We start from the raw sequence: 18,218 nt of genomic DNA on the forward strand, positions 1-18,218 counted from the left end.
GCTAATCGAACTGCCCTGCACCGCTAAAGCTTAACTTTCAGCGCGTATCGCATTGCAACAAAGGGCAAAGTCTCTATCGCCTCAGGGCAGACTTCGCCTCATGGTGGCAATGGAACTGCGCTCGCCTGGCGGCGTCGCACGTTCCTTGCGCACGGGGCGGATCGGGAAAGAAGAGTTCGAGATGGCGATCGACAAGGCGAAGGCATGGGACACTTCCATGCTCGGTTATGCTGACGAGTTGAAGCGCATCGTCGCCGCCTACCAGGACGCCCGCATCCTTGAACTCGGCGCGGGTCGGCGCGCCTCGTTCACGCTGGATGAGATGGCCGGCTCCGTCCAAAGTTACACGGTAAACGACATCGACGAAGAAGAATTGTCGCTGCTCCCCGGAGGGTATGACAAGGCCTGCTTTGACGTATGCGGCGATGCCTCGAATTTTGCCGACTCCTATGATGTCGTCTTCTCGAGGTTCCTTGCTGAGCACGTGCCCGACGGCGAGACGATGCACCGAAACGTGTTCGAAGTGCTGCGTCCGGGGGGAACCGCGTTTCACCTGATCCCTACCCTTTATGCCATGCCGTTCCTGATCAACAAATACATGCCTGAAAGGTTGACCCAGGCGATGCTCAGGCTTCTTAGTCCGCGGCGGTCGATCAATCCAAAATTTCCGGCGCCTTATTCAGGATGCTACGCAAATCCCAGCCGCATGACCAAGATGCTGAAAGGAATTGGATATCGCGAAGTGGAGTTCCGCAATTTCTACGGCCATTTTTATTATGAGAAGATCCCGGTTTTGAAGCAGGTGCATGAAAAATTCTCCGAAATTGCGGCCGATCGTGACTGGCATTTCGTCGGTACTTACGCCTACATCAAGGCATCCAGGTAGGACTGCGACCGCTAAAGGTTGGCACGGCACCGATGCGCAATCCTTCCTCATCGCCTCGGCGTTTTGAGCGCCTCACCCGGTCGTGGTTGTCGTGCCCACTGGCAAGCCAACTGGGCTGGGTGGTAGTCCCGTTCGGCGTGCAGCAGGTCATTCGCCTGGGTACCCAGATCGCGCTGGCACGAATGCTCGCGCCCGAAATGTTCGGGCTCATGTTGCTGGTTAACACTTTGCGGACGGGAGCGGAGTTGCTGTCCGATATCGGCATCGGTCAGAGCGTCGTGCGTTCTCCCAATGGCGACGCGCGCAATTTCCTCAATGTCGCTTGGACGCTTCAGGTTCTGCGGGGAGCAGGCTTGACCGCCTTAATGCTCGGGCTCGCCTACCCCATCGCGAGCATCTACCGACAGCCGGAGCTTCTGCTGATCATCCTTACCGTTAGCCCGATCTTCCTGATTTCCGGCCTGATGTCGCCATCGCTGTTCGTGGCGCAGCGTCAATTTAAACTCAAGACCCGTGCCATCTACGACATCCTCAACGTCGTTTTTGCCTGCGCGATAACCATCGCGCTGGCGTGGATAATGCCCAACGTGTGGGCTCTGGTCCTCGGGCTGATGATCAGCACGTTATTTGGCACGGTGATCAGCTTTTTCCTCGGCGACGGGTTTCGCCCGCGGCTTGCCTGGGACCGCAGCCACGTGGCGCAGATCCTTCATTTCGGAAAGTGGATATTCTTTTCAACCGCGCTCTACTATGCCGCCACCAGCTTCGACCGGATGTACTTCGTCGGTGTGCTCTCGCTGACGTTGGCGGGCGTGTTTGGGATTGCCCGAACTTTTTCCGACATGCTGGGTGCGCTGGCCCAGCGCGCTGGCGCCTATATCGTTTTTCCGAAGGTCGTAGCGCTTGTTGAACGCCGCAGCGAGGTCGCCCCGCGCCTACGGGCGACCCGCCGCAAGATGCTGATGCTTGTGGCGATCGTCACCGGACTTGGTATCGCGATGTCCGACGAGTTCATTCTGCTCGCCTACGATGCGCGTTATCATGCCGCGGCGTTCATGATCCCGGTTCTTCTCGTCAGCATGTGGTTCGGGATCCTGTCCACATTTGCGGATTCGATGTTGATGGGCTGCGGACGACCAGCACCGGGGGCTTGGGCAAACGGGGCGAAGTTCGGGGTCATGCTGGTCGGCCTGCCGCACGCGGTCGCTCGCGGCGACATGATGCAGGCTCTGGCGGTTCTGATCGCCGCTGAGGTTGCGCGGTGGCTTTTCCTCATACCTGCATCTCGTGCCGAGCGCTTCGCTAAGGTGCGAGACGACGTCTTTCTGACTGGCCTCCTGGTTTTCGTCGCCGTGGGCGCGAAAGTGCTTCTTGGCTTTGCGGGGATTGTCCCGAACCCGGCGCAGTGGTGGGCAATGCGCGAGCTGCTGTATGTCTGAAGCGGGTCCGCGCACCGGTGTTGTCGTGATCGGCCGCAACGAAGGCGACCGCCTGAAGCGATGTCTGCTCTCTTTGCAAGGTAGCGGCTGCCCGATAGTCTATGTCGATAGCGATTCGAACGATGGCAGCCGCGAAACCGCCACGATGTTTGGTGCGAGGACAGTGCGGCTCGACATGAGCAGCCCCTTCACCGCCGCGAGAGCTCGCGCCGAAGGTTTCGCCACGCTCGAAATCTCCCATCCCGACCTAGAGACTGTATTCTTCGTTGACGGCGATTGCGAGGTCGAGCACGGGTTCCTGGCCACGGCCGAGCGGTTCCTCGCCGACCATACCGATTTTGCCGTCGTATCCGGCCGAAGGCGCGAGCGCTTTCCCGAGGCTTCGCGCTACAACCGCGTGATCGACGGGGAGTGGGACACTCCCGTGGGAAAAGCCACGGCTTGCGGGGGGGGACGCGCTGTTTCGGTGTAGCGCCTACCGGGAGGCTGGCGGCTTCGATCCTCGCATTTTGGCTGGCGAGGAGCCGGAACTGTGCGCGCGGCTGCGCCGCAAGGGCTGGTTGATCATGCGCATCGATGCTCCGATGACGATTCACGATGCGGCGATGAAGCGCTTTTCGCAGTGGTGGATGCGGGCTATCCGTAGCGGCATGGGGTATGGTCAGGCATGGAGCTTGACCCGGCATGGGGAAGGCGAGGGCCTTTATCGAAGGGAGATTTGGCGCGCCTTGATCTGGGCAGGGTCGCTGCCGCTGATCGGCATGGCGCTCGCGGTGCTGGTTAAGCCGGCACTGATTCTGCTTTGGCCCGGCCTTACCGCGCTTCAGTTCTTACGCCTCGCGGTGCGAAAAGGCCCGTTCGCAAGCTTTCTATCGATCGTCGGCAAATACGCCGAACTGATCGGCATCGCGTGGTTCGCTGTCCGCAGGCTTCGCGGAAGGGTGGGGGGCACGGTGATGTACAAGTGAACGGCGCTGGGAGCAGAGCAAGCGCTGTTCGCAGCCCGGTGGGCTATGTACTCACGCACTATCCCAAGCTCGCTCAAACCTTCATTGCGGGCGAGATCGAGGCGGTGGAGCGCGCGGGGCAGCCGCTTTACATCTTCGCCATGAACGCACCGGAAGTATCCGAGACCTGCCGCCCCGGCGCCGAGGCGGAGGTAGCGCGAACCGTTTATCTCAAACGGTCGCTGGGCGCCGGGCTGGGCGCGCTGGCTTTGCAATCGATGCGCCATCCCTTGCGCATGGCGCGGGTGTGGAGATTGGCAGTCTCGAGCGGCGGCGGACATCCTGCGCGGATTGTGCGGCGACTCTCTCATCTGGCGCAAGCGGCGCTGGTCGCTCGATGCGCTGAACGTGAGGGCATCGAGCGACTGCATGCGCACTTCGGCCTTGCGCCAGCAACGATCGTGTGGCTAGCAACCGCGATTGCGCGCGCCTCTGGTCGAGATGATGCGAAATTCAGCTTTACCATCCATGGCTTCCACGATTTCTTTGATGCCGCTGAAACCCGGCTCGATCTTAAGGCGGCCGATGCCGCTGCGGTTTTTTGCATCAGCGATTTCACTCGTTCGCAACTGTGCCTCACAACCGATCCCGGGTTGTGGCCGCGTTTCCATGTCGTGCGTTGCGGCATTGACCTGAGCACGTTCGCCTATCGCGACCCTCCCACGCTTGGCTCCCGGCGGCGCATCGTCGCGCTTGGCCGGCTCTCACCCGAGAAGGGCTTCGCGGTCCTCATCGAAGCGGTTGCCGCGCTGTTGAAGCGGAGAAAGGACCTAGACTTGAGAATCATCGGGGAAGGGCAGGCCCGTGGCGCACTCGAAGCGCAAATCGCAGCACTCGGCGTGGGCCATTCGATCAGTCTCACCGGTGAACTTGCGCCTGACGAGGTGCGGCACGAGCTTGGTGCGAGCGATGTCTTCAGCATGCCGTCGTTCAGCGAGGGTCTCCCGATCTCGATCATGGAAGCGATGGCCGTGGGCGTCCCGGTCGTGACCACCTGGGTCGCCGGAATTCCCGAACTGGCGCGAGACGGAAGTACCGCGCTGACCGTAGCGCCAAGTGACAGCGCAGGCATGGCCAAGGCCATCGAAAGGCTGCTCGACGACGGGCCCCTGCGCTTGCGGCTCGCGCGCGCGGCGCGAACGCGGGTCGAGCAGCAACACGATATCAATCGCTGTGGGGAGACGGTTGCTCACCTCCTCCGGGGGGACATGGCATGAGCCAGGGCGCCCTTCGCCCCTTGCGGGCCGCGGTGATCGGATGCGGCGCGATCGCTTACGAACATCTACCGTTCATCGTCGGTTCGGGAGCGGCACTTCCTGTGGCCTTGTGCGATCGCTCGCATGCCATGGCGGCCGCCGCCGCGGCCCACTTCGAGATCGATGTAGCGCTGTACACCGATGCCCAGAGTATGCTCGCCGCCGAACGCCCCGAACTCGTGCACATACTCTCGCCGCCGCAAACGCACGACTCGCTAGTGCGCCTCGCGCTCGCGGCAGGCTCGCATGTCGTCTGCGAGAAGCCGATGACCGGGTCCGCCGCCGAAACCGAAGAACTGCTCGCCGCAGCTCAAGTTGCAGGGCGGGTGCTGGTCGAGAGCCGGAACTTGCTGTTCAACGATCCAGTGCTGAAACTCTTGGGGCTGATCGGCAGCGGTCGGTTGGGTGAAGTGCGCGAGTGCGAGATTTTGCTGACACTCGATTTTCTCGGCGGACCGATGGGCGATCGAAACTTGGCCGGACCGGGTGTTGTGCTACCGGGTGGTGCGGTACAGGATTTTCTGCCTCACCTCGTCTATCTGCTCCAGGCGTTAACGGGCGTCGGATCCGCCGACACCGTGGTGGGCGAATACAGCAACCGAAGTGGTAACCTGCGCGCCCAGTTCGACTTTTGCGACGTGCTGTTACGTTGCGGAAAAGTACGCGGGCGGCTGCGCGTAGCGACCGATGTCGAGCCGAGTGCCTTTCGCGTGATCGTGCGCGGTAGTGATGCGAGCGTGGAAACCGATCTATACAACCCGTTCCTACGGTTTGAAGGCGCACCCAGTGTCGGCAAGCGTTATCCCTTGGGCCAAATGCTGGCGGGCTTCAGCCTTGCGGGCGCAGGCCTCACCAACCTGCGGAACAAGATCGGTCGGCACGGCACCATGCACGGCCTGCCGCGCATGCTGGCCGCGGTCTATGCCGCAATTCGTGAAGACCGTGTGCCGCCGATCACGCCCGCTGAAATGCTTGCCACCGCCCGGCTGACCGATCAGATCGTCGCATTGGGGAAACCGGCATGAGAGTTTTCGTGACCGGTGCCGGCGGCTTCCTCGGCAGCGCAATTGCCAAGGCGGCTGCAAACGAGGGACACGAAGTTCTGTCCATGCACCGGCCGACATCGCCGTTGAGTTATGCCGACGACATTGCCGGGATAATCCCCGTACCAGGCGATCTACGCCAAGACGGCGACTGGCGCGATCACCTGGCGCGCGCCGAGAGCGTCATTCACTGCGCCGCGGCAGCTTCGGGCGACCTTGCTACGCAGCTTGGCGGAACCGTACTCGCGACCGAGAATCTGCTCACCGCCCTTCCGGACACGCTTGCTCGGTTCGTCCACATTTCCAGTTTTTCCGTTTACGACTTCGGCGCGCCTCCCCTGATGGGTCCACTGGACGAACGCACGCCGCTCGAACGTCGGCCGTTGCGGCGCGACACCTACACGCAGACCAAGCTGATGCAGGAGGAGATGGTGCGCGCACATTGCCGTGCAAAGGTGATTCCCCTTGTGGTCATCCGCCCTGGGGCAATCTACGGACCAGGCAAGGACTGGGATTTCGGCCGGGCGCTGCGCGTTGGGCCTTTCGACCTGATCTTCGCGCCGCTGTCCAGAATGCGGTTAATACACGTCGATGATTGCGCGCGGGCAATCGTGGCAGCTTTGAGCGCGCCGTTCGACGATGAATCCATCGTCAACATTGTGGGCTCTAATCCGCCAACGCATTGGGGCTTTCATCGGCGCGGGCGGCAGGGGGGGGCACCGCTGGGCTGGCCGGTTCCGGTTCCCTATGCCTTGCTCAGGCTGCTCGGAGGCGCGGCGTGGTTGACAAGCAAGACTTTCTTCAACGGTCGGGCACAGCTTCCGGAATTATTGGACCCGCCGCGGATCCAGGCCCGCTGGCGCCCGCTGCGCTATGCCAATACGCGAGCAAGATCGTCGCTCGGCTGGGATGAGGGGATCAGCGTGGCCAACGCGGTAACGGAAATGTTGCTGCCACGGTCGGGTACGTAACGATCCTGGGGGCGGGACTGGAGGATCGTCCACTATCGTCGATACGCGATCCGGCTTCGCCTCGCACAGCATCGGGCAGAGCCTTTTGACGCACTGATCTCGCTGTGCTCGCGGCGACTTTGATGCTTCTCGAAAGGCCGGCGATAAGGCCGAGTATCACGGCCAGCATGTATTGCACGTTTTCGGACACAAACCCCCATTCGACACGGTTGTGAATCACAAATGTAACAAACGCGATACTGAGACCTGACAGAATATCGCCACGAACATTTTTCCTATTTGTAAAAGATATATACAATGGGTAGGCTATAGCGCACGAAAGCAGAATGAGCATTGTAACTAATCCAATAACTCCGGTCTCCGCTTCGACCAAAAGATAACTATTGTGGACGTTTGCGCCCATGTTACCCTTCGTTACCGGCACTCCTGCGCGCTTCCAATAATTGCCGCTATTGGCTGCAACAACGAAATAGTTTGATCCCACTCCCAGTGGAAAGTCATTTATCATCATTCCAGCTGCCTGATTCATTCGGAGTCTCACATCGTCACTATCGAACGAGAAGCTTACGTCGGATCCTTTGAATCTGTTTGACAAAGAACTCATGGCCAATGGGGCGCTTAGCGCCAATGCTAGAACCGCTAACACGGCCATCCCTGTCTTCCGACTGGTGGGCTTGCGCAACAGCGAGAGCACAACCGTCAATCCCGCGCCGACAGCGCCAAGGCTGAGCGACGCGCGCGACGCCGTGAAGATCAGCGCAATGACGCAGACCAACACACCGAACGTCGCCCATCTCACCCGGATTCCTGCCAGCGCCATTGCGATCGAAGGCATGAGCACCATGTTGGTCAGCATGCCCAGGAGGTTCTGGTGGCCCAGCGTTCCTCCCGATTGCGCCGCTCCGTGGGCCCTCGCCCAGCCGGCTTCGAGCGCCTGAAAGGCTACGCCGAGAATCAAGCCTGCGACGATTGCGCTACAATGCCTATCGTCCTGCGCAACAATCGCAACTGCTCGGAAAACGACGTAAAAGCGCAATAGTTGCCATACATAAAAAGAGGATGCCTGGGGAACTGGGGATTGAGACATGGCGATTATTACTGCAATAAGGTAAAATATCATCGGCCATATAAACGGATTTTTGCATGTATTATGCCAATTGTTTAAAACGATGGCCAACGCAACTACATCTAGTACGGTGATCTTGACCCCCTTCACATACCCGGGCCACATCGGCCAAGGGTATGGTGCTACGGAGAGGTTGTACGGGGAGTAGACGAAGATCAACACGCCAAGCAATCCGCTCAGCCACGGCGCCTGACTGGGATTCGACCGCAGCCACTCCATGAGGGCCGGCACCGCGGCGATCAGGGCCGCAAGAACAATCCATTTCATGGCTGCATTATCTCGCTATCTTTACCTCAAGCCTGTCTGAATTGCGGGCGAAACGGCGAATTCAAGTTCAAGGTGATGACGCTCAGCGCAATCCCTGCGCATCGCCTCGTGGGTCGCTTGGCCGAGCCCACAGATACCATTCCTCGTTCTCGGAGACCAACCGGAACGATCGTCTCAGGTCGTCTCGATAGATATCGCTCAGAACTGCGGCGGTTCCTTCATTCTTCGCGATAATCACGCAACCGACATCGGAGAAGAGTTTCTGTCCAGGAACATGGATAGCGCGGGAAAATGAACGGTCAGTGTTTAGCCATATCGGTGCATGTCTGGGCGACGGCGAGCCTAGCAGCGCCGGGAACGGATTCGAGAAATCGAACGCCAACACGGCGGCAAAGCGATAGGCGGGGCAATTATGCCAGATCAGTTCACGGCCGGAAAGCATTCGCCGAATATCGCGACACGTCTTGTCGAGGCATTCACTGCGAGGGTCGGGTTGATAGGTCTCGTCGACTACGAGGTTGCCGAATTCGGTTCCGGCCAACGGCGCGGCGAGATACAACTTGCGGTGCATCTGCACCTTCTGAGCGAGGATGAAACCCCCATCGATTGCAGGCAACGCGAGCGTGACGAGCATGATTGCGCCAAGCCATTCGGCATTGCATGTCCTCATCCCGAACCTGCAGCCTGCGACATCCGCCAGCATGCCTTCGCGCTCCGCGATGATCAACGGCATCAGCAACAGTGTGACCGCTTCGGTGGTGTAGTGGTTCTGCATCAGGACCACCAATCCGCTTCCGCCAACGGCAAGGACCACGATAAACACCCGCCAATTTGCCCACCAGCGGCGCTCGGACCGGTCCGCGCGGTGCCGGCTGGCAGCACTCATCAGCAGGAGACAGCCGGTCGAGAAAGCGATGAACGTAGGCAATTCGGTCAGGAACTTGCCAAAGCGGACCCCGTTCGAAGGCATCTGCGCCGATAAGGCGAGATCGCCGAAATAGGCGCGAACCTGCCCGGCACTCACCCAGTCAAGCACCGGAATGCTCAGGATAGTTGCGAGGGTCACCACGCCGATCTCTCGCCAGCGGAACGGGTACAGGGCGAGCACGACGGCAAAGATGCCAATGGCCGCAAAGGCATAGGTGATTTTGAGAAGTACAAGCACAGCGATCGTGAACCCGGTCAGAATCGACTCGGTCACGTCCACGCGGACGCCAGGAAGCGCCGCGCGCATCGCAACCGGAAGGAGCAGCGCCCAACCCCACCGGTTGTATGGCGCGAGCATGCTGCTCTGCTGCAGGGCAACCAGCGAATCGATATCGCGCGGGGACAATGCGGTCGTGACCGCGATGAGGCCTACGATGGCCACGGTTATCGGGCTTGCTCTTTGGCGCAGGAGAACAATCGTCAACATTAGCGACAAGGTGGCTATCACCACATTGGCCAGCACCAGTGAAGCGGAAGACGGCGGCTGGAACAGTAGTGTCAGCGCCAACATCCAATCCAGAACAGGACCGATCGGGTTGAAATAATCCACGCTGGACCGAACCCCCTGCGCCGCCTTGTGGAGGGCGTCCTGCGTCGTCCATATATCCACCAGATAATGATCTGCATCATACCAGATGCCGCGCGTGGACAGCGCAACGAGGATCAACAGGATGGCGAATGCGTGGAATCCCCAACTGATCCTCAGCGGCGAATAGCCGATGATCTCGCGCGAGGCGACAAACGCCACCGCAACAAGAGCGATGGCCGCAAACAGGCAAAGCGTCACTATCACCCTCAGGCCTTTAGCCGATTGTTCCAGAAGCATTCCTAACAAATGCCGCGACTTGTTCAGGCGTACCCAGCATGCCGACGTCTTCGGAATTGAGCAGCGATACATGGACGTGTTTGCCCGCGCGGATCAGATGGTTGTACATCGGCGCGATGTATCGCTCACCCATCTCCTCACCGCCCGATCCGAAAAAATCGCGATATAGCGAAATGTAGGAGGCCGCGGAGGCGAACCAGTAAAGCCCGACCGTCGCATGAGGGGAAATTCGCTGCTTCTCGCGGAGCTCCAGAGCTCGTCCATGCTGGTCGATCCGGGCGAACGACCAACTTTCCCCGGGGCCGGGAAAACACGGCACCCAGCCTGAAGCGCCTGGCGGAACCTGGTCTGGGCACATCGCGTCGGGCCGAACGTAGGTGTCGATGTTGAAAACCAGGAAGGGGAGGGCGGCATTCGCCCCTTCCGCGAGCAGAAGGGCAGTCGTGGCTTGACCGTCCGTCAACCCGTCCAGCTCGAGAATTGGGCCCATGGCGATCGAGAGCGCATCGCAGCGCCGTGAAAGAAAATCGAGCGCGGACGTTTCCTTGCGGGTCGCGAAGTGGAACTGCCAGCCTTCGCGTTGAAATGCGGCCAGTGCGCCCATCGACCAATCGAATAGCGGGCGGCCAAGCACCTCGATCTCATACTTGGGCTGCGCATAGCCGGCCTTGGCGAAGCGGCTGCCCATTCCGGCCATGGTGATCGCGACCGTGCCGCGTGCGCTGCTCATGCGATGCGATCCCGCGCGCAGATCGCATCCAGTTCCTCTAGTGTGTGTTCGACGAATTCCCGCGGTCGAACGGTGCGGTCATCGACATAGAAGCCCTGCTGACCTGGCCAGGTCTTACCCATCCACAGCTCGTCAAACGGCACTTCATGTTTTTTGAGCCATGTGATCAGTGTGGGCAGTACGTTTGCGAGTATCTCACCACAATTGCCGTCGTAGGTACGCATCCCTCGCGCCGACGAGAGTATGATGCGCCAACCCTCCTGCTTTAGTTCCACAAGACGTTGACGCATCCTAGGCTCGACCGGCAGGTCGGAATAGGAGTCCGCCGAGCCCTTTATCGGGCACAGCGTGCCGTCGATGTCGATCACCATAGCTTTCGTCTTTTCAATCACACCGAATCTTCCAATTCCGCGAGAATATCGCCGGCGATCAGGCAGAAGGCGGGCAGCTTCTCGGGGGAATCCCCATGCAGGGGCAACATCGACAAAAATAGCGATGCCTCGATCGCGCGCGTCAGGCCAACATCCCAGCCATGCGCGTCCAGCTTCGAACGAAAAGCTTCTTTCATCCAGTTTGGTGGACCGCCCCGTTCCATCGCCAGAGATAACTGCATTCTGCCGTTGAGTTTACATTCGGCAAGGCCACTATTGACGAAGTCGTAACCGCCCAACGCGGAATGGCTGAACTTGGCGACATCGTAGAACGGATGCATGAAGGCTCCCTCGCGGCTTTCGGACCCGCGCGGGTCGATCAGCCGAAACAGATTGATCTCTGAATTATACAGGATGTTGGAGAAGCACGGATCGCCGTGGCTCAGAGCTAGGTAGTCCAGTTGCGAGCGGGCGAACCCTTCGCGCAAAGACGAGCCGCACCGATCGACCAAGACATCGAGGCTGCCGTGCGGCCCTGAAATCTCGAGCCATCGATCGAGGTGAGCACCAACCGGCGTTTCCCGCAATTGTGCGATGCGCATGTCCAACTTGTCGATGATGTCCCGCTGACCGACCAGCCTGACCTCTGCCGCGCCGACCGCGTCTCTCCCCCGCGAAGCGAGGAACGCAAAAAAGCAGTCGGTAAACCGATCGAACGTCGCCTCGTCGAACGTGTCATGTACGATCTGCATGGCTGCGTCGGGCACGGACAGTTGCTCCATGGCATAGGACGCATTGTCGTCTTCATCGATGAAATCGAACGTTGGTTGCAGGAAGCGCTTCATCCCTTCGTCCGCAATGTGGAAGAACGAATATTCTCCCCGCATCTTCGCTTTATCCCGCGAACGCTTGCGGAAGACACCGCCAGACTGGCTGGTGCTGTTGAAATGCCGGGCCTCCGTTCCGCCCGACATAAATGTCAGGAATGTCGAGATCTGGGATATGTCCGCGAACCGGGCTTGATTACCGACCCGCACGGACTGTGTTTCGAGACCCTGAATGAACCGCCGGCGCCCGGCGGCGTCCCGCTCACCAAGCAATGCCACAGCGTTGTCGCGCGACAACAGTGTCGGCGCATCACTGGCGTTGGCCTCGCCATAGATGACCTCGCTCAGGGCGTACGGCAATTTGGCGATCAGGGCGGCGAAGATATCGGTGGCAAGCGGCACGATCGAGGAAGGGAGGCGGAAAACCTTGGCTTCGCTAGGAAGTTTCTGAAGGTATTCCAGCAATTCCGGTACCTGCTCCTCATCGATCAGCCGTACATATTCACCAACGGTGTTGGCTTCGACCATTGTCCGGACAGCATCGGCCAAGCGCTGCCTTCGCCGGACGATATCGCCGAACCGCTGCGCACCGATGATCCGGGAGATCGCGCGAGGTACTGGAACCGTCTCGTCGTAGACCACTACAATGCGCACATCAGGCCCTTGTCACCGTTGGCCCCCAATGGCGGCCAAGGAAATCTGCGTTGGAAACCTCCAGCATGCGACGTCTGCAATAGAACCAGATCGTTAAAGGCCAAACAATTAGCAGGCCGGCAAAAAACAGCCGAGTGGTGAGCGCGGACGGAACACCCAGTTGATCGAGCAACAGAAGCGTGCGCCAGCCGGAGTTGGCGCGGACCAGCGTCTCCGCCAATGAAGCGGACAGGCTGCCGTGAGCAGGACTGAAGACCGAGAGCATCAGCGCCACGGCTCCAATTTCAAAGAGCCAAATGCCTATCGTGCAGACCACCAGGATTGGCGCGGTGCTCTTGATCGTTTCGCGGCCCAAACTGGCCAGCTGACGCAACTGATGCACGATCTGCAGCGACTGAAGCGCGCGAGGCTTGTAGTGGTGCAAAAAGATGTAACTCTGAATGAAATGAAGAACCCTCGACGCGGCGAAAAAGCCGATCGTTACCGCGATCATCCCAATCCCGAAGATGCCGACGAAAAGCGCGATGCCGGGCATCCCGCCGAGTACAAGTACGACTGCAAAGGCCAGGAACATCGGGCCGTCCATCGATCGGTCGATGACGATTGTGATCAGCGCCTTCGGAAGCGAACCGTTGACCGTGCGCAATTCGTTCAGCCGGATAAATTCGTCCAGTTTGAACGGTGCGATCATCGACCATGGCGCGACGGACAGGTTGAGCAACGCGAGGGTGCGGAAACTTGTTTTGTGAATGTACACCCCGATCACGGCCAGCCGGATGGCGCGCAGCAGATGCGAAACCAGATAAAGCCCGACGCAGCCGATACTGACGAACGCCGCTTGGGCGTGCGGAACCTGACGAGCCGAGAAGGCCTGCGGCGCCCTGAAGAGCCAGATGGCCATAACCAGGAACGTGATCCCGGATACGATCGCAAAGGGAAAACGATTGGCCTGGGTCAAGCGGGATCTTCCGATGGCGACCAGCGCCGAACGACCGTAGCCGGGTAACTGCTCCGCGGCGTGATACGATGTTCGGCGCGCAGGAAAGCCTGCTTCGATCGGATGCGCTGTCCAAGCATCTTTAGCATCGTGATGCCCTGGGTGAACAGCTTTGCGTTCGAGATCTGATCGTCTTCGCGCCAGTTGATCGGGAAGAAGGCGAGGCGCTTGCCCGTATCGGCGAGCCCGAACACCAAATAATAATTGAAGGTCAGGTTGTCGGCGAATTTCAGGTGAAAACCGTTGTCGAAGATCGATCGCCGGAACAGATTCAATCCGGAACCGAGATCGTAAAAGCGCTTGCCGGCAACGGCCGAGAAGATCAGGTTGAAGGTGACATTGGCCCACGTCCTCAACATCGAATACCCTTGAAGCGTCGATCCCTTCATGAACCGGGCACCGAGCAAGGCGTCAAGATTCCGGTGCCCACCTTTGCGCAGAAGCGGCAGGATGTCGCGGATCGATCCCTGGTCGTCGCCGTGAAGCACGATGACATACTCATATCCTTCCGCGCGAGCGAAATCGAACGCTACCTTGTGCGACCCGCCAAGGTTGTAATTTTCGTCGTTCTGGATGAGTAATTTGTCCGGCAATGGGCAGGCGTCGAGCGAGGCCTCGGCACGCCTGAGGGTGCTGTCGGTCGATCGGTTTTCGATGAGCGCGATGGCGAACTTGCCCGGCTCGTCCGTCAGGCACGCCAAGTCGGCAATCACGCGCGGCACCTGGTTCTCACAATTGTAGGCGGGCACGAAAATTAGGAAACGGTCAGACATGATCCCGACTTTATAGGTGACTGGTCTAGTAAAAGCTAAATCGACGTTCGACGATGTAGCCGACGGCCAGAAAGTTGGCATACATTGTAATGGGAGTAACGAGTAGTTTGGACAGGTTGGACACGATCGTTACTCTATTCGGAGTCATGCCTGTGACATGTCCGGTCGCAGAGGCGATGCCGCTGAGATCGATCTGCTCCAGGCCGCTGGCGGTAATCTGAACGAAGAACGATGCCGCCGTGACGGACACCACATTCCAAAGCACGTATTTTACAACGACTCCGTGCAGGCTTTCGACGTGGTTGCGGAAGATCCAGTGTCGCGCCGTGATCAGAACGAACGACACGGCCACCGCCGCGCTGACCAGATTTGACGCGAAATAGGTATGGTCGAGCGCGACTAGGTAATTGAAGATCACGAAATCGATACACCAGCCGATACCCGAAAGCAGCGTGAAAGCTGGCAGTTTGAGCAAGCTCATTTCGTCCTTCAACTCCGCGCGTTTGGCGAGATGCCGGTACGGTAACGAATGGTTGCACGCAAGCGTCACTGCTTGGTCTGAACCCTGCCGATTCGCCGTGAGATGTTGCACAAATCATGCTCAATCAGGGGCGGCGCACCATCCTCAGGAGAGATGCTGGCTGCGGCGATCTGCCCGGTCGAGCACGTACATGCCCTGCGTCGGCCCAAGGGTTGGGCAATCCGAAGCCTTGGCGCTCGACCCGGTTTTTCAGAGGGTTCAACGCCCAATCGCCGTCTTGGCCAGTTCTCGGTCCATGACCTGGGCAAGCGTAGCGGCGAGCTTGCGATCATTGGCGTCTGTGAAATGACCATCCGGCAGGTAATTTGTCGGGGTCTTCGGGTCGATGTGTTGACTGGTCGACACGTAAGGAATCTGCTCGCGGGCCAGGGTGCTGCACAGCGCGCGCGTAAGCTGGTCGCCGTAGCCGAAGCTGTCGATGATGTAGATTACGGGCACGATCCCTTCGGCTCTCGCCCTTCGAGCGAAATCGATGACAATGGCGTTGGCAATTCGGACCGGTTCGCTTTTGCGATCATGGCTCTGCGCCGTGAGCGCACGGTTGCGCCATTCGCGGTCGCGCCGCTGCGCCCATGCGCGCCGGATCAGTCGAACAAGCGTGGAATTGTCGAGCCAACTCGCACGAAACAGGAAGGAATCGTAGAAGGGATCGGTCCGGGCGAACTGTTCGAGGGCTTGCGTCCACGCCGGAGGATCGTTGAAGGTGCTCACATATTCGGGAAAACTCTCGTACGGCGGCTTTATTTGGCGCAGGCCTCCGGCGGTTTCGATAAACCGGTCCGCTGTATAGGGCATCGCAAAGCTGGTATTCCAATCCATTGGACTAGGCGAGAGGATCATCGGTAACGTCGAGGACATGATCGCCAGCACCGCCACCTTGCTGTGCCGGCGATCCGGGTCGCGCAGGAACGCGCCATAGGACCAGTTCGTGGTTGCCCCCGGGGCTCCAACCGAACGCGCTTGGAACTTGGTCGGAGTGGCCTGTAGCGCGTCGGCCAATCTGACCGCATGGGACATTCCGTAAATCGTCACCTCGGTCGCGCCGGGCTTGGCCGGCCGTTCAACCGCCACCAGCGGATCGTACCAGCCCGCAAGCGTTATCGGTGCAGTAAACTCTCGATGGGAGCGCGTGATGCGCCGCAGGCGCCCCTCCATCGAGCGCCCATAATCGAAATAGAGCGCCAGCTTGCTTGGATGAAGATTCTTGGGGTCGTTGGGATAGGCGAAGGCGACGTTTACACCCACATCGAGAATGGCGAGCCATAGCGCAACCCAGGCAATGGTCACCCAACCCCGGCGGCGGGCAGCTCTTTCGTCAAAACTGGAAATAGATGAACTGGGCGGGCTCATTGCTCGTTCCCATCAATGTAAGAAACAGCATAAATGCGATGGCCAAACCCACGATCGTAGGGTGGATCTGGCGATAGAAGCGCGCGTCACCCCCGCTTCGATACTGGGCGATCTCCCAAGTGATCAGTAGCAACAGGCCGGCGACTGCCGAGATAGCGGGCCGACCGGCATCGATTTCAAGCCCTCCACGCCCGCTGAACAGGGTAGCCGTGTAATTGACAACCTGATCGAACGAGCGCGCGCGAAAGAGCAGCCAGCCGTACAGCGTGATGATCCCGAAACCGGTGATCTTGAGGATGGCCAACGCCGGGCGGTCGCGCGCCGGACCGCGCCCGTTGACGATAACCCGGTGAACGCTCAGTGCCGTCCCATGATACAGGCCCCACAGCACATAGTTCCACGCCGCACCATGCCAAAGCCCGCCGAGTAGCATCGTCAGCATGAGGTTGCGGCAGGTGAAGGCCAGGCTTCCGCGGTTACCGCCGAGTGGCTTGTAGAGATAATCGCTGAGCCAGGTCGACAGGCTGATATGCCAGCGTTGCCAGAAGTCGCGCGGGGAGCCCGCGAAATAGGGCTGATTGAAATTGTACATCAGCTCGATGCCGAAGAGCTTGGCTACACCGCGCGCGATATCCGAGTAACCCGAAAAATCGCAGTAGATTTGGACAGCGAAGGCCAGCGTTCCGGCCACTACGGTTCCCCAGGTCGCATCCGGAACCGCATAGGCTTGATCGGCGACCATCGCCATGCCGTCGGCTATCGCAACCTTCTTGAACATGCCGAACATTATCAGGAAGCAACCGCGCCGGATCTGATCTCCGGTTATTTGGCGAGGCTGGCTCATCTGCGGCAGCAGGTTGCGCGCGCGTTCGATGGGGCCGGCGACGAGCTGAGGGAAAAAGCCCACGAACACCGCGAAATCGAAGAAGCGGTCGGTGGGCTTCAACTCGCGGCGGTATATGTCGATCGCGTAACTCATCGACTGGAAGGTGTAGAACGAGATCCCAACTGGGAGCACGATGCTGAAGTGGCTTGCCTGGGCCGCGAATCCGGCCGCGTTTAACGAGGCAACGAGGCTGTCGATAAAGAAGTTGAAGTACTTGAAGAAACCCAGGACGACGAGCTGCAGGGTCACGCTGATGCCGACGCAAGTTTTGCGCCGGCGCTCCTCGGGCAGCGTCGCCAGCACGCGATATGCCAACGTGAGCCCGGCCAGAAACACTGGTATGCCGATTAGCACGTACTGCATCATTGGCGTCAGCAGAGGCGCTTCGGTTCCGTCTCCGCGGAGCCGACCCAGCAGTTCTGACATGTTGCAGCCGAGCAGCAACAACGCCGCACCGGTCAGAAACAGCCCAGGCACGATGACCTGGTGCCTTGTAAGTCGTCCGCGATCGAGCACGAGTCCGGACCAGAAATCGATCGTGGTGGAAAATATGAGTAGGAAAAGGAAGCGCCAGTCCCACCAGCCATAGAAAACATAGCCCGCTACAAGCAGTAGCCAATTCTGCCCGCGAAACGGCAACACGCGGTAAAACGCGTAAACGATCGCAAGGAAAACCAAAAAATCGAGTGAGTTAAACAGCATAACCTATGCGCGCTCGTTATCAGTTCAAATGCCTGACTAGCCAGAGGAGTGCGTTGTCTACAACACTCTTGACTCACCTCACGGGTGGCCCACTTGGCCCATCCCAGCTATCGCCGATTTAGGAGAATTCACTTCCGGTCCTTGTTCAGAGCACGCCTAGTCTTCTGACATAGATTTCGCCCCAGCGATGGTATCGTCGCGAGATTTCCCCTCGATCTTCCCGGACCCTTGATATGTTTCGCAGACAGCGATTCCCTAGGTCAATTACACCACCGCTTCTCGACCTAGCGATATCAGGACGCACGCGTGTACGATCATCAGGTGCGCACCATTGGCGATTACGAACGACGACGTCAATTCAGCCTGCCAGGCGAGGGGCGGATATAAGCACCGTATAAGCACGTTCCCAAGGAGGCCCCGGACGAACTCGAATTTCATGCGGTTGCAACGCTTGTCAATTCTCCTCATCGCCCGGCGCATGCCGATGTATCCCCCTTGGGACGCCAACCGGTCGAATCAGACGGTGCTGTTGGGAGGAGGTTAACCAAACCTGCGCTATGTCCTGCGCAAAGGAGCGGA

At 59.3% G+C, this 18,218-nt stretch carries 17 protein-coding genes; 7 read left to right on the forward strand and 10 right to left on the reverse strand.

The window, feature by feature from the left end; translation table 11 throughout:
- Positions 1-109: 109 nt before the first annotated feature.
- The 7 genes from GKE62_RS17645 (at position 110) to GKE62_RS17670 (ending at position 6,602) form a co-directional block, all read left to right on the forward strand.
- The gene (locus tag GKE62_RS17645) at positions 110-886 is read left to right on the forward strand and encodes a bifunctional 2-polyprenyl-6-hydroxyphenol methylase/3-demethylubiquinol 3-O-methyltransferase UbiG (RefSeq protein ID WP_195908508.1); all 777 of its coding nucleotides are present in this window, start codon (positions 110-112) and stop codon (positions 884-886) included.
- An 86-nt stretch (positions 887-972) separates the two neighbouring features.
- The gene (locus GKE62_RS17650; protein WP_230206795.1) at positions 973-2,325 is read left to right on the forward strand and encodes an oligosaccharide flippase family protein; all 1,353 of its coding nucleotides are present in this window, start codon (positions 973-975) and stop codon (positions 2,323-2,325) included.
- Positions 2,318-2,797: a glycosyltransferase family A protein gene (locus GKE62_RS19250; protein ID WP_230206796.1), complete on the forward strand. Its 480-nt coding sequence runs from the start codon at positions 2,318-2,320 to the stop codon at positions 2,795-2,797. The genes GKE62_RS17650 and GKE62_RS19250 overlap by 8 nt, the downstream gene beginning before the upstream one ends.
- A complete protein-coding gene (locus GKE62_RS19255) occupies positions 2,784-3,293 on the forward strand; it encodes a glycosyltransferase family 2 protein (RefSeq protein WP_230207100.1) in 510 nt (169 codons plus the stop codon). The genes GKE62_RS19250 and GKE62_RS19255 overlap by 14 nt, the downstream gene beginning before the upstream one ends.
- 275 nt (positions 3,294-3,568) lie before the next feature.
- Positions 3,569-4,549, forward strand: coding sequence for a glycosyltransferase family 4 protein (locus GKE62_RS17660; protein WP_195908510.1), 981 nt, complete (start codon positions 3,569-3,571; stop codon positions 4,547-4,549).
- On the forward strand, positions 4,546-5,613 hold the full coding sequence (locus tag GKE62_RS17665; RefSeq protein ID WP_154693370.1) for a Gfo/Idh/MocA family protein: 1,068 nt from the start codon (positions 4,546-4,548) through the stop codon (positions 5,611-5,613). The genes GKE62_RS17660 and GKE62_RS17665 overlap by 4 nt, the downstream gene beginning before the upstream one ends.
- Positions 5,614-5,621: 8 nt before the next feature.
- A complete protein-coding gene (locus tag GKE62_RS17670; RefSeq protein WP_195908511.1) occupies positions 5,622-6,602 on the forward strand; it encodes an NAD(P)-dependent oxidoreductase in 981 nt (326 codons plus the stop codon).
- On the opposite strand, the gene GKE62_RS17675 is transcribed toward GKE62_RS17670, so the two are convergent.
- From GKE62_RS17675 to GKE62_RS17720, 10 genes are all read right to left on the reverse strand, one after another.
- Entirely contained in the window at positions 6,550-7,995 is a 1,446-nt protein-coding gene (locus GKE62_RS17675; protein WP_154693372.1) for an O-antigen ligase, read from the reverse strand. The two genes, GKE62_RS17670 and GKE62_RS17675, sit on opposite strands and share 53 nt — an antisense overlap.
- Before the next feature lie 82 nt (positions 7,996-8,077).
- Positions 8,078-9,808 carry a hypothetical protein gene (locus GKE62_RS17680; protein WP_195908512.1) on the reverse strand — a complete coding sequence of 577 codons (1,731 nt, stop codon included), beginning with the start codon at positions 9,806-9,808 and terminating at the stop codon, positions 8,078-8,080.
- Positions 9,786-10,538 (reverse strand): glycosyltransferase family 2 protein, encoded by a 753-nt coding sequence (locus GKE62_RS17685; RefSeq protein ID WP_230206797.1) that lies wholly within the window; start codon positions 10,536-10,538, stop codon positions 9,786-9,788. Before GKE62_RS17685 ends, GKE62_RS17680 begins: the two co-directional genes overlap by 23 nt.
- Positions 10,535-10,909, reverse strand: a complete 375-nt coding sequence (locus GKE62_RS17690; RefSeq protein WP_230206798.1) for a capsular biosynthesis protein — start codon at positions 10,907-10,909, stop codon at positions 10,535-10,537. The genes GKE62_RS17685 and GKE62_RS17690 overlap by 4 nt, the downstream gene beginning before the upstream one ends.
- A gap of 17 nt (positions 10,910-10,926) precedes the next feature.
- Complete coding sequence (locus tag GKE62_RS17695; RefSeq protein WP_154693375.1) at positions 10,927-12,390, reverse strand: hypothetical protein; 1,464 nt, start codon at positions 12,388-12,390, stop codon at positions 10,927-10,929.
- A gap of 1 nt (position 12,391) precedes the next feature.
- Positions 12,392-13,348: a lysylphosphatidylglycerol synthase domain-containing protein gene (locus tag GKE62_RS17700; protein WP_154693376.1), complete on the reverse strand. Its 957-nt coding sequence runs from the start codon at positions 13,346-13,348 to the stop codon at positions 12,392-12,394.
- On the reverse strand, positions 13,345-14,241 hold the full coding sequence (locus tag GKE62_RS17705; RefSeq protein ID WP_370516023.1) for a glycosyltransferase family 2 protein: 897 nt from the start codon (positions 14,239-14,241) through the stop codon (positions 13,345-13,347). Before GKE62_RS17705 ends, GKE62_RS17700 begins: the two co-directional genes overlap by 4 nt.
- Entirely contained in the window at positions 14,186-14,653 is a 468-nt protein-coding gene (locus GKE62_RS17710; RefSeq protein ID WP_195908513.1) for a GtrA family protein, read from the reverse strand. Before GKE62_RS17710 ends, GKE62_RS17705 begins: the two co-directional genes overlap by 56 nt.
- Before the next feature lie 246 nt (positions 14,654-14,899).
- On the reverse strand, positions 14,900-16,051 hold the full coding sequence (locus GKE62_RS17715; protein ID WP_154693378.1) for a hypothetical protein: 1,152 nt from the start codon (positions 16,049-16,051) through the stop codon (positions 14,900-14,902).
- Entirely contained in the window at positions 16,017-17,639 is a 1,623-nt protein-coding gene (locus GKE62_RS17720) for an MBOAT family protein (protein WP_154693379.1), read from the reverse strand. Before GKE62_RS17720 ends, GKE62_RS17715 begins: the two co-directional genes overlap by 35 nt.
- Positions 17,640-18,218 lie beyond the last annotated feature (579 nt).

The organism is Novosphingobium sp. Gsoil 351 (assembly GCF_009707465.1).
Lineage (GTDB): Bacteria > Pseudomonadota > Alphaproteobacteria > Sphingomonadales > Sphingomonadaceae > Novosphingobium.

Excerpts from the sequence above, each read along its gene's own strand:
- GKE62_RS17680 (WP_195908512.1), bottom strand. The coding sequence starts at position 9,808 with ATGCTTCTGGAACAATCGGCTAAAGGCCTGAGGGTGATAGTGACGCTT.
- GKE62_RS17675 (WP_154693372.1), bottom strand. The coding sequence starts at position 7,995 with ATGAAATGGATTGTTCTTGCGGCCCTGATCGCCGCGGTGCCGGCCCTC.
- GKE62_RS17705 (WP_370516023.1), bottom strand. The coding sequence starts at position 14,241 with ATGCCAACTTTCTGGCCGTCGGCTACATCGTCGAACGTCGATTTAGCT.
- GKE62_RS17690 (WP_230206798.1), bottom strand. The coding sequence starts at position 10,909 with ATGGTGATCGACATCGACGGCACGCTGTGCCCGATAAAGGGCTCGGCG.
- GKE62_RS17665 (WP_154693370.1), top strand. The coding sequence starts at position 4,546 with ATGAGCCAGGGCGCCCTTCGCCCCTTGCGGGCCGCGGTGATCGGATGC.
- GKE62_RS17720 (WP_154693379.1), bottom strand. The coding sequence starts at position 17,639 with ATGCTGTTTAACTCACTCGATTTTTTGGTTTTCCTTGCGATCGTTTAC.
- GKE62_RS17660 (WP_195908510.1), top strand. The coding sequence starts at position 3,569 with ATGGCGCGGGTGTGGAGATTGGCAGTCTCGAGCGGCGGCGGACATCCT.
- GKE62_RS19250 (WP_230206796.1), top strand. The coding sequence starts at position 2,318 with ATGTCTGAAGCGGGTCCGCGCACCGGTGTTGTCGTGATCGGCCGCAAC.
- GKE62_RS17685 (WP_230206797.1), bottom strand. The coding sequence starts at position 10,538 with ATGAGCAGCGCACGCGGCACGGTCGCGATCACCATGGCCGGAATGGGC.
- GKE62_RS17715 (WP_154693378.1), bottom strand. The coding sequence starts at position 16,051 with ATGAGCCCGCCCAGTTCATCTATTTCCAGTTTTGACGAAAGAGCTGCC.
- GKE62_RS17645 (WP_195908508.1), top strand. The coding sequence starts at position 110 with ATGGAACTGCGCTCGCCTGGCGGCGTCGCACGTTCCTTGCGCACGGGG.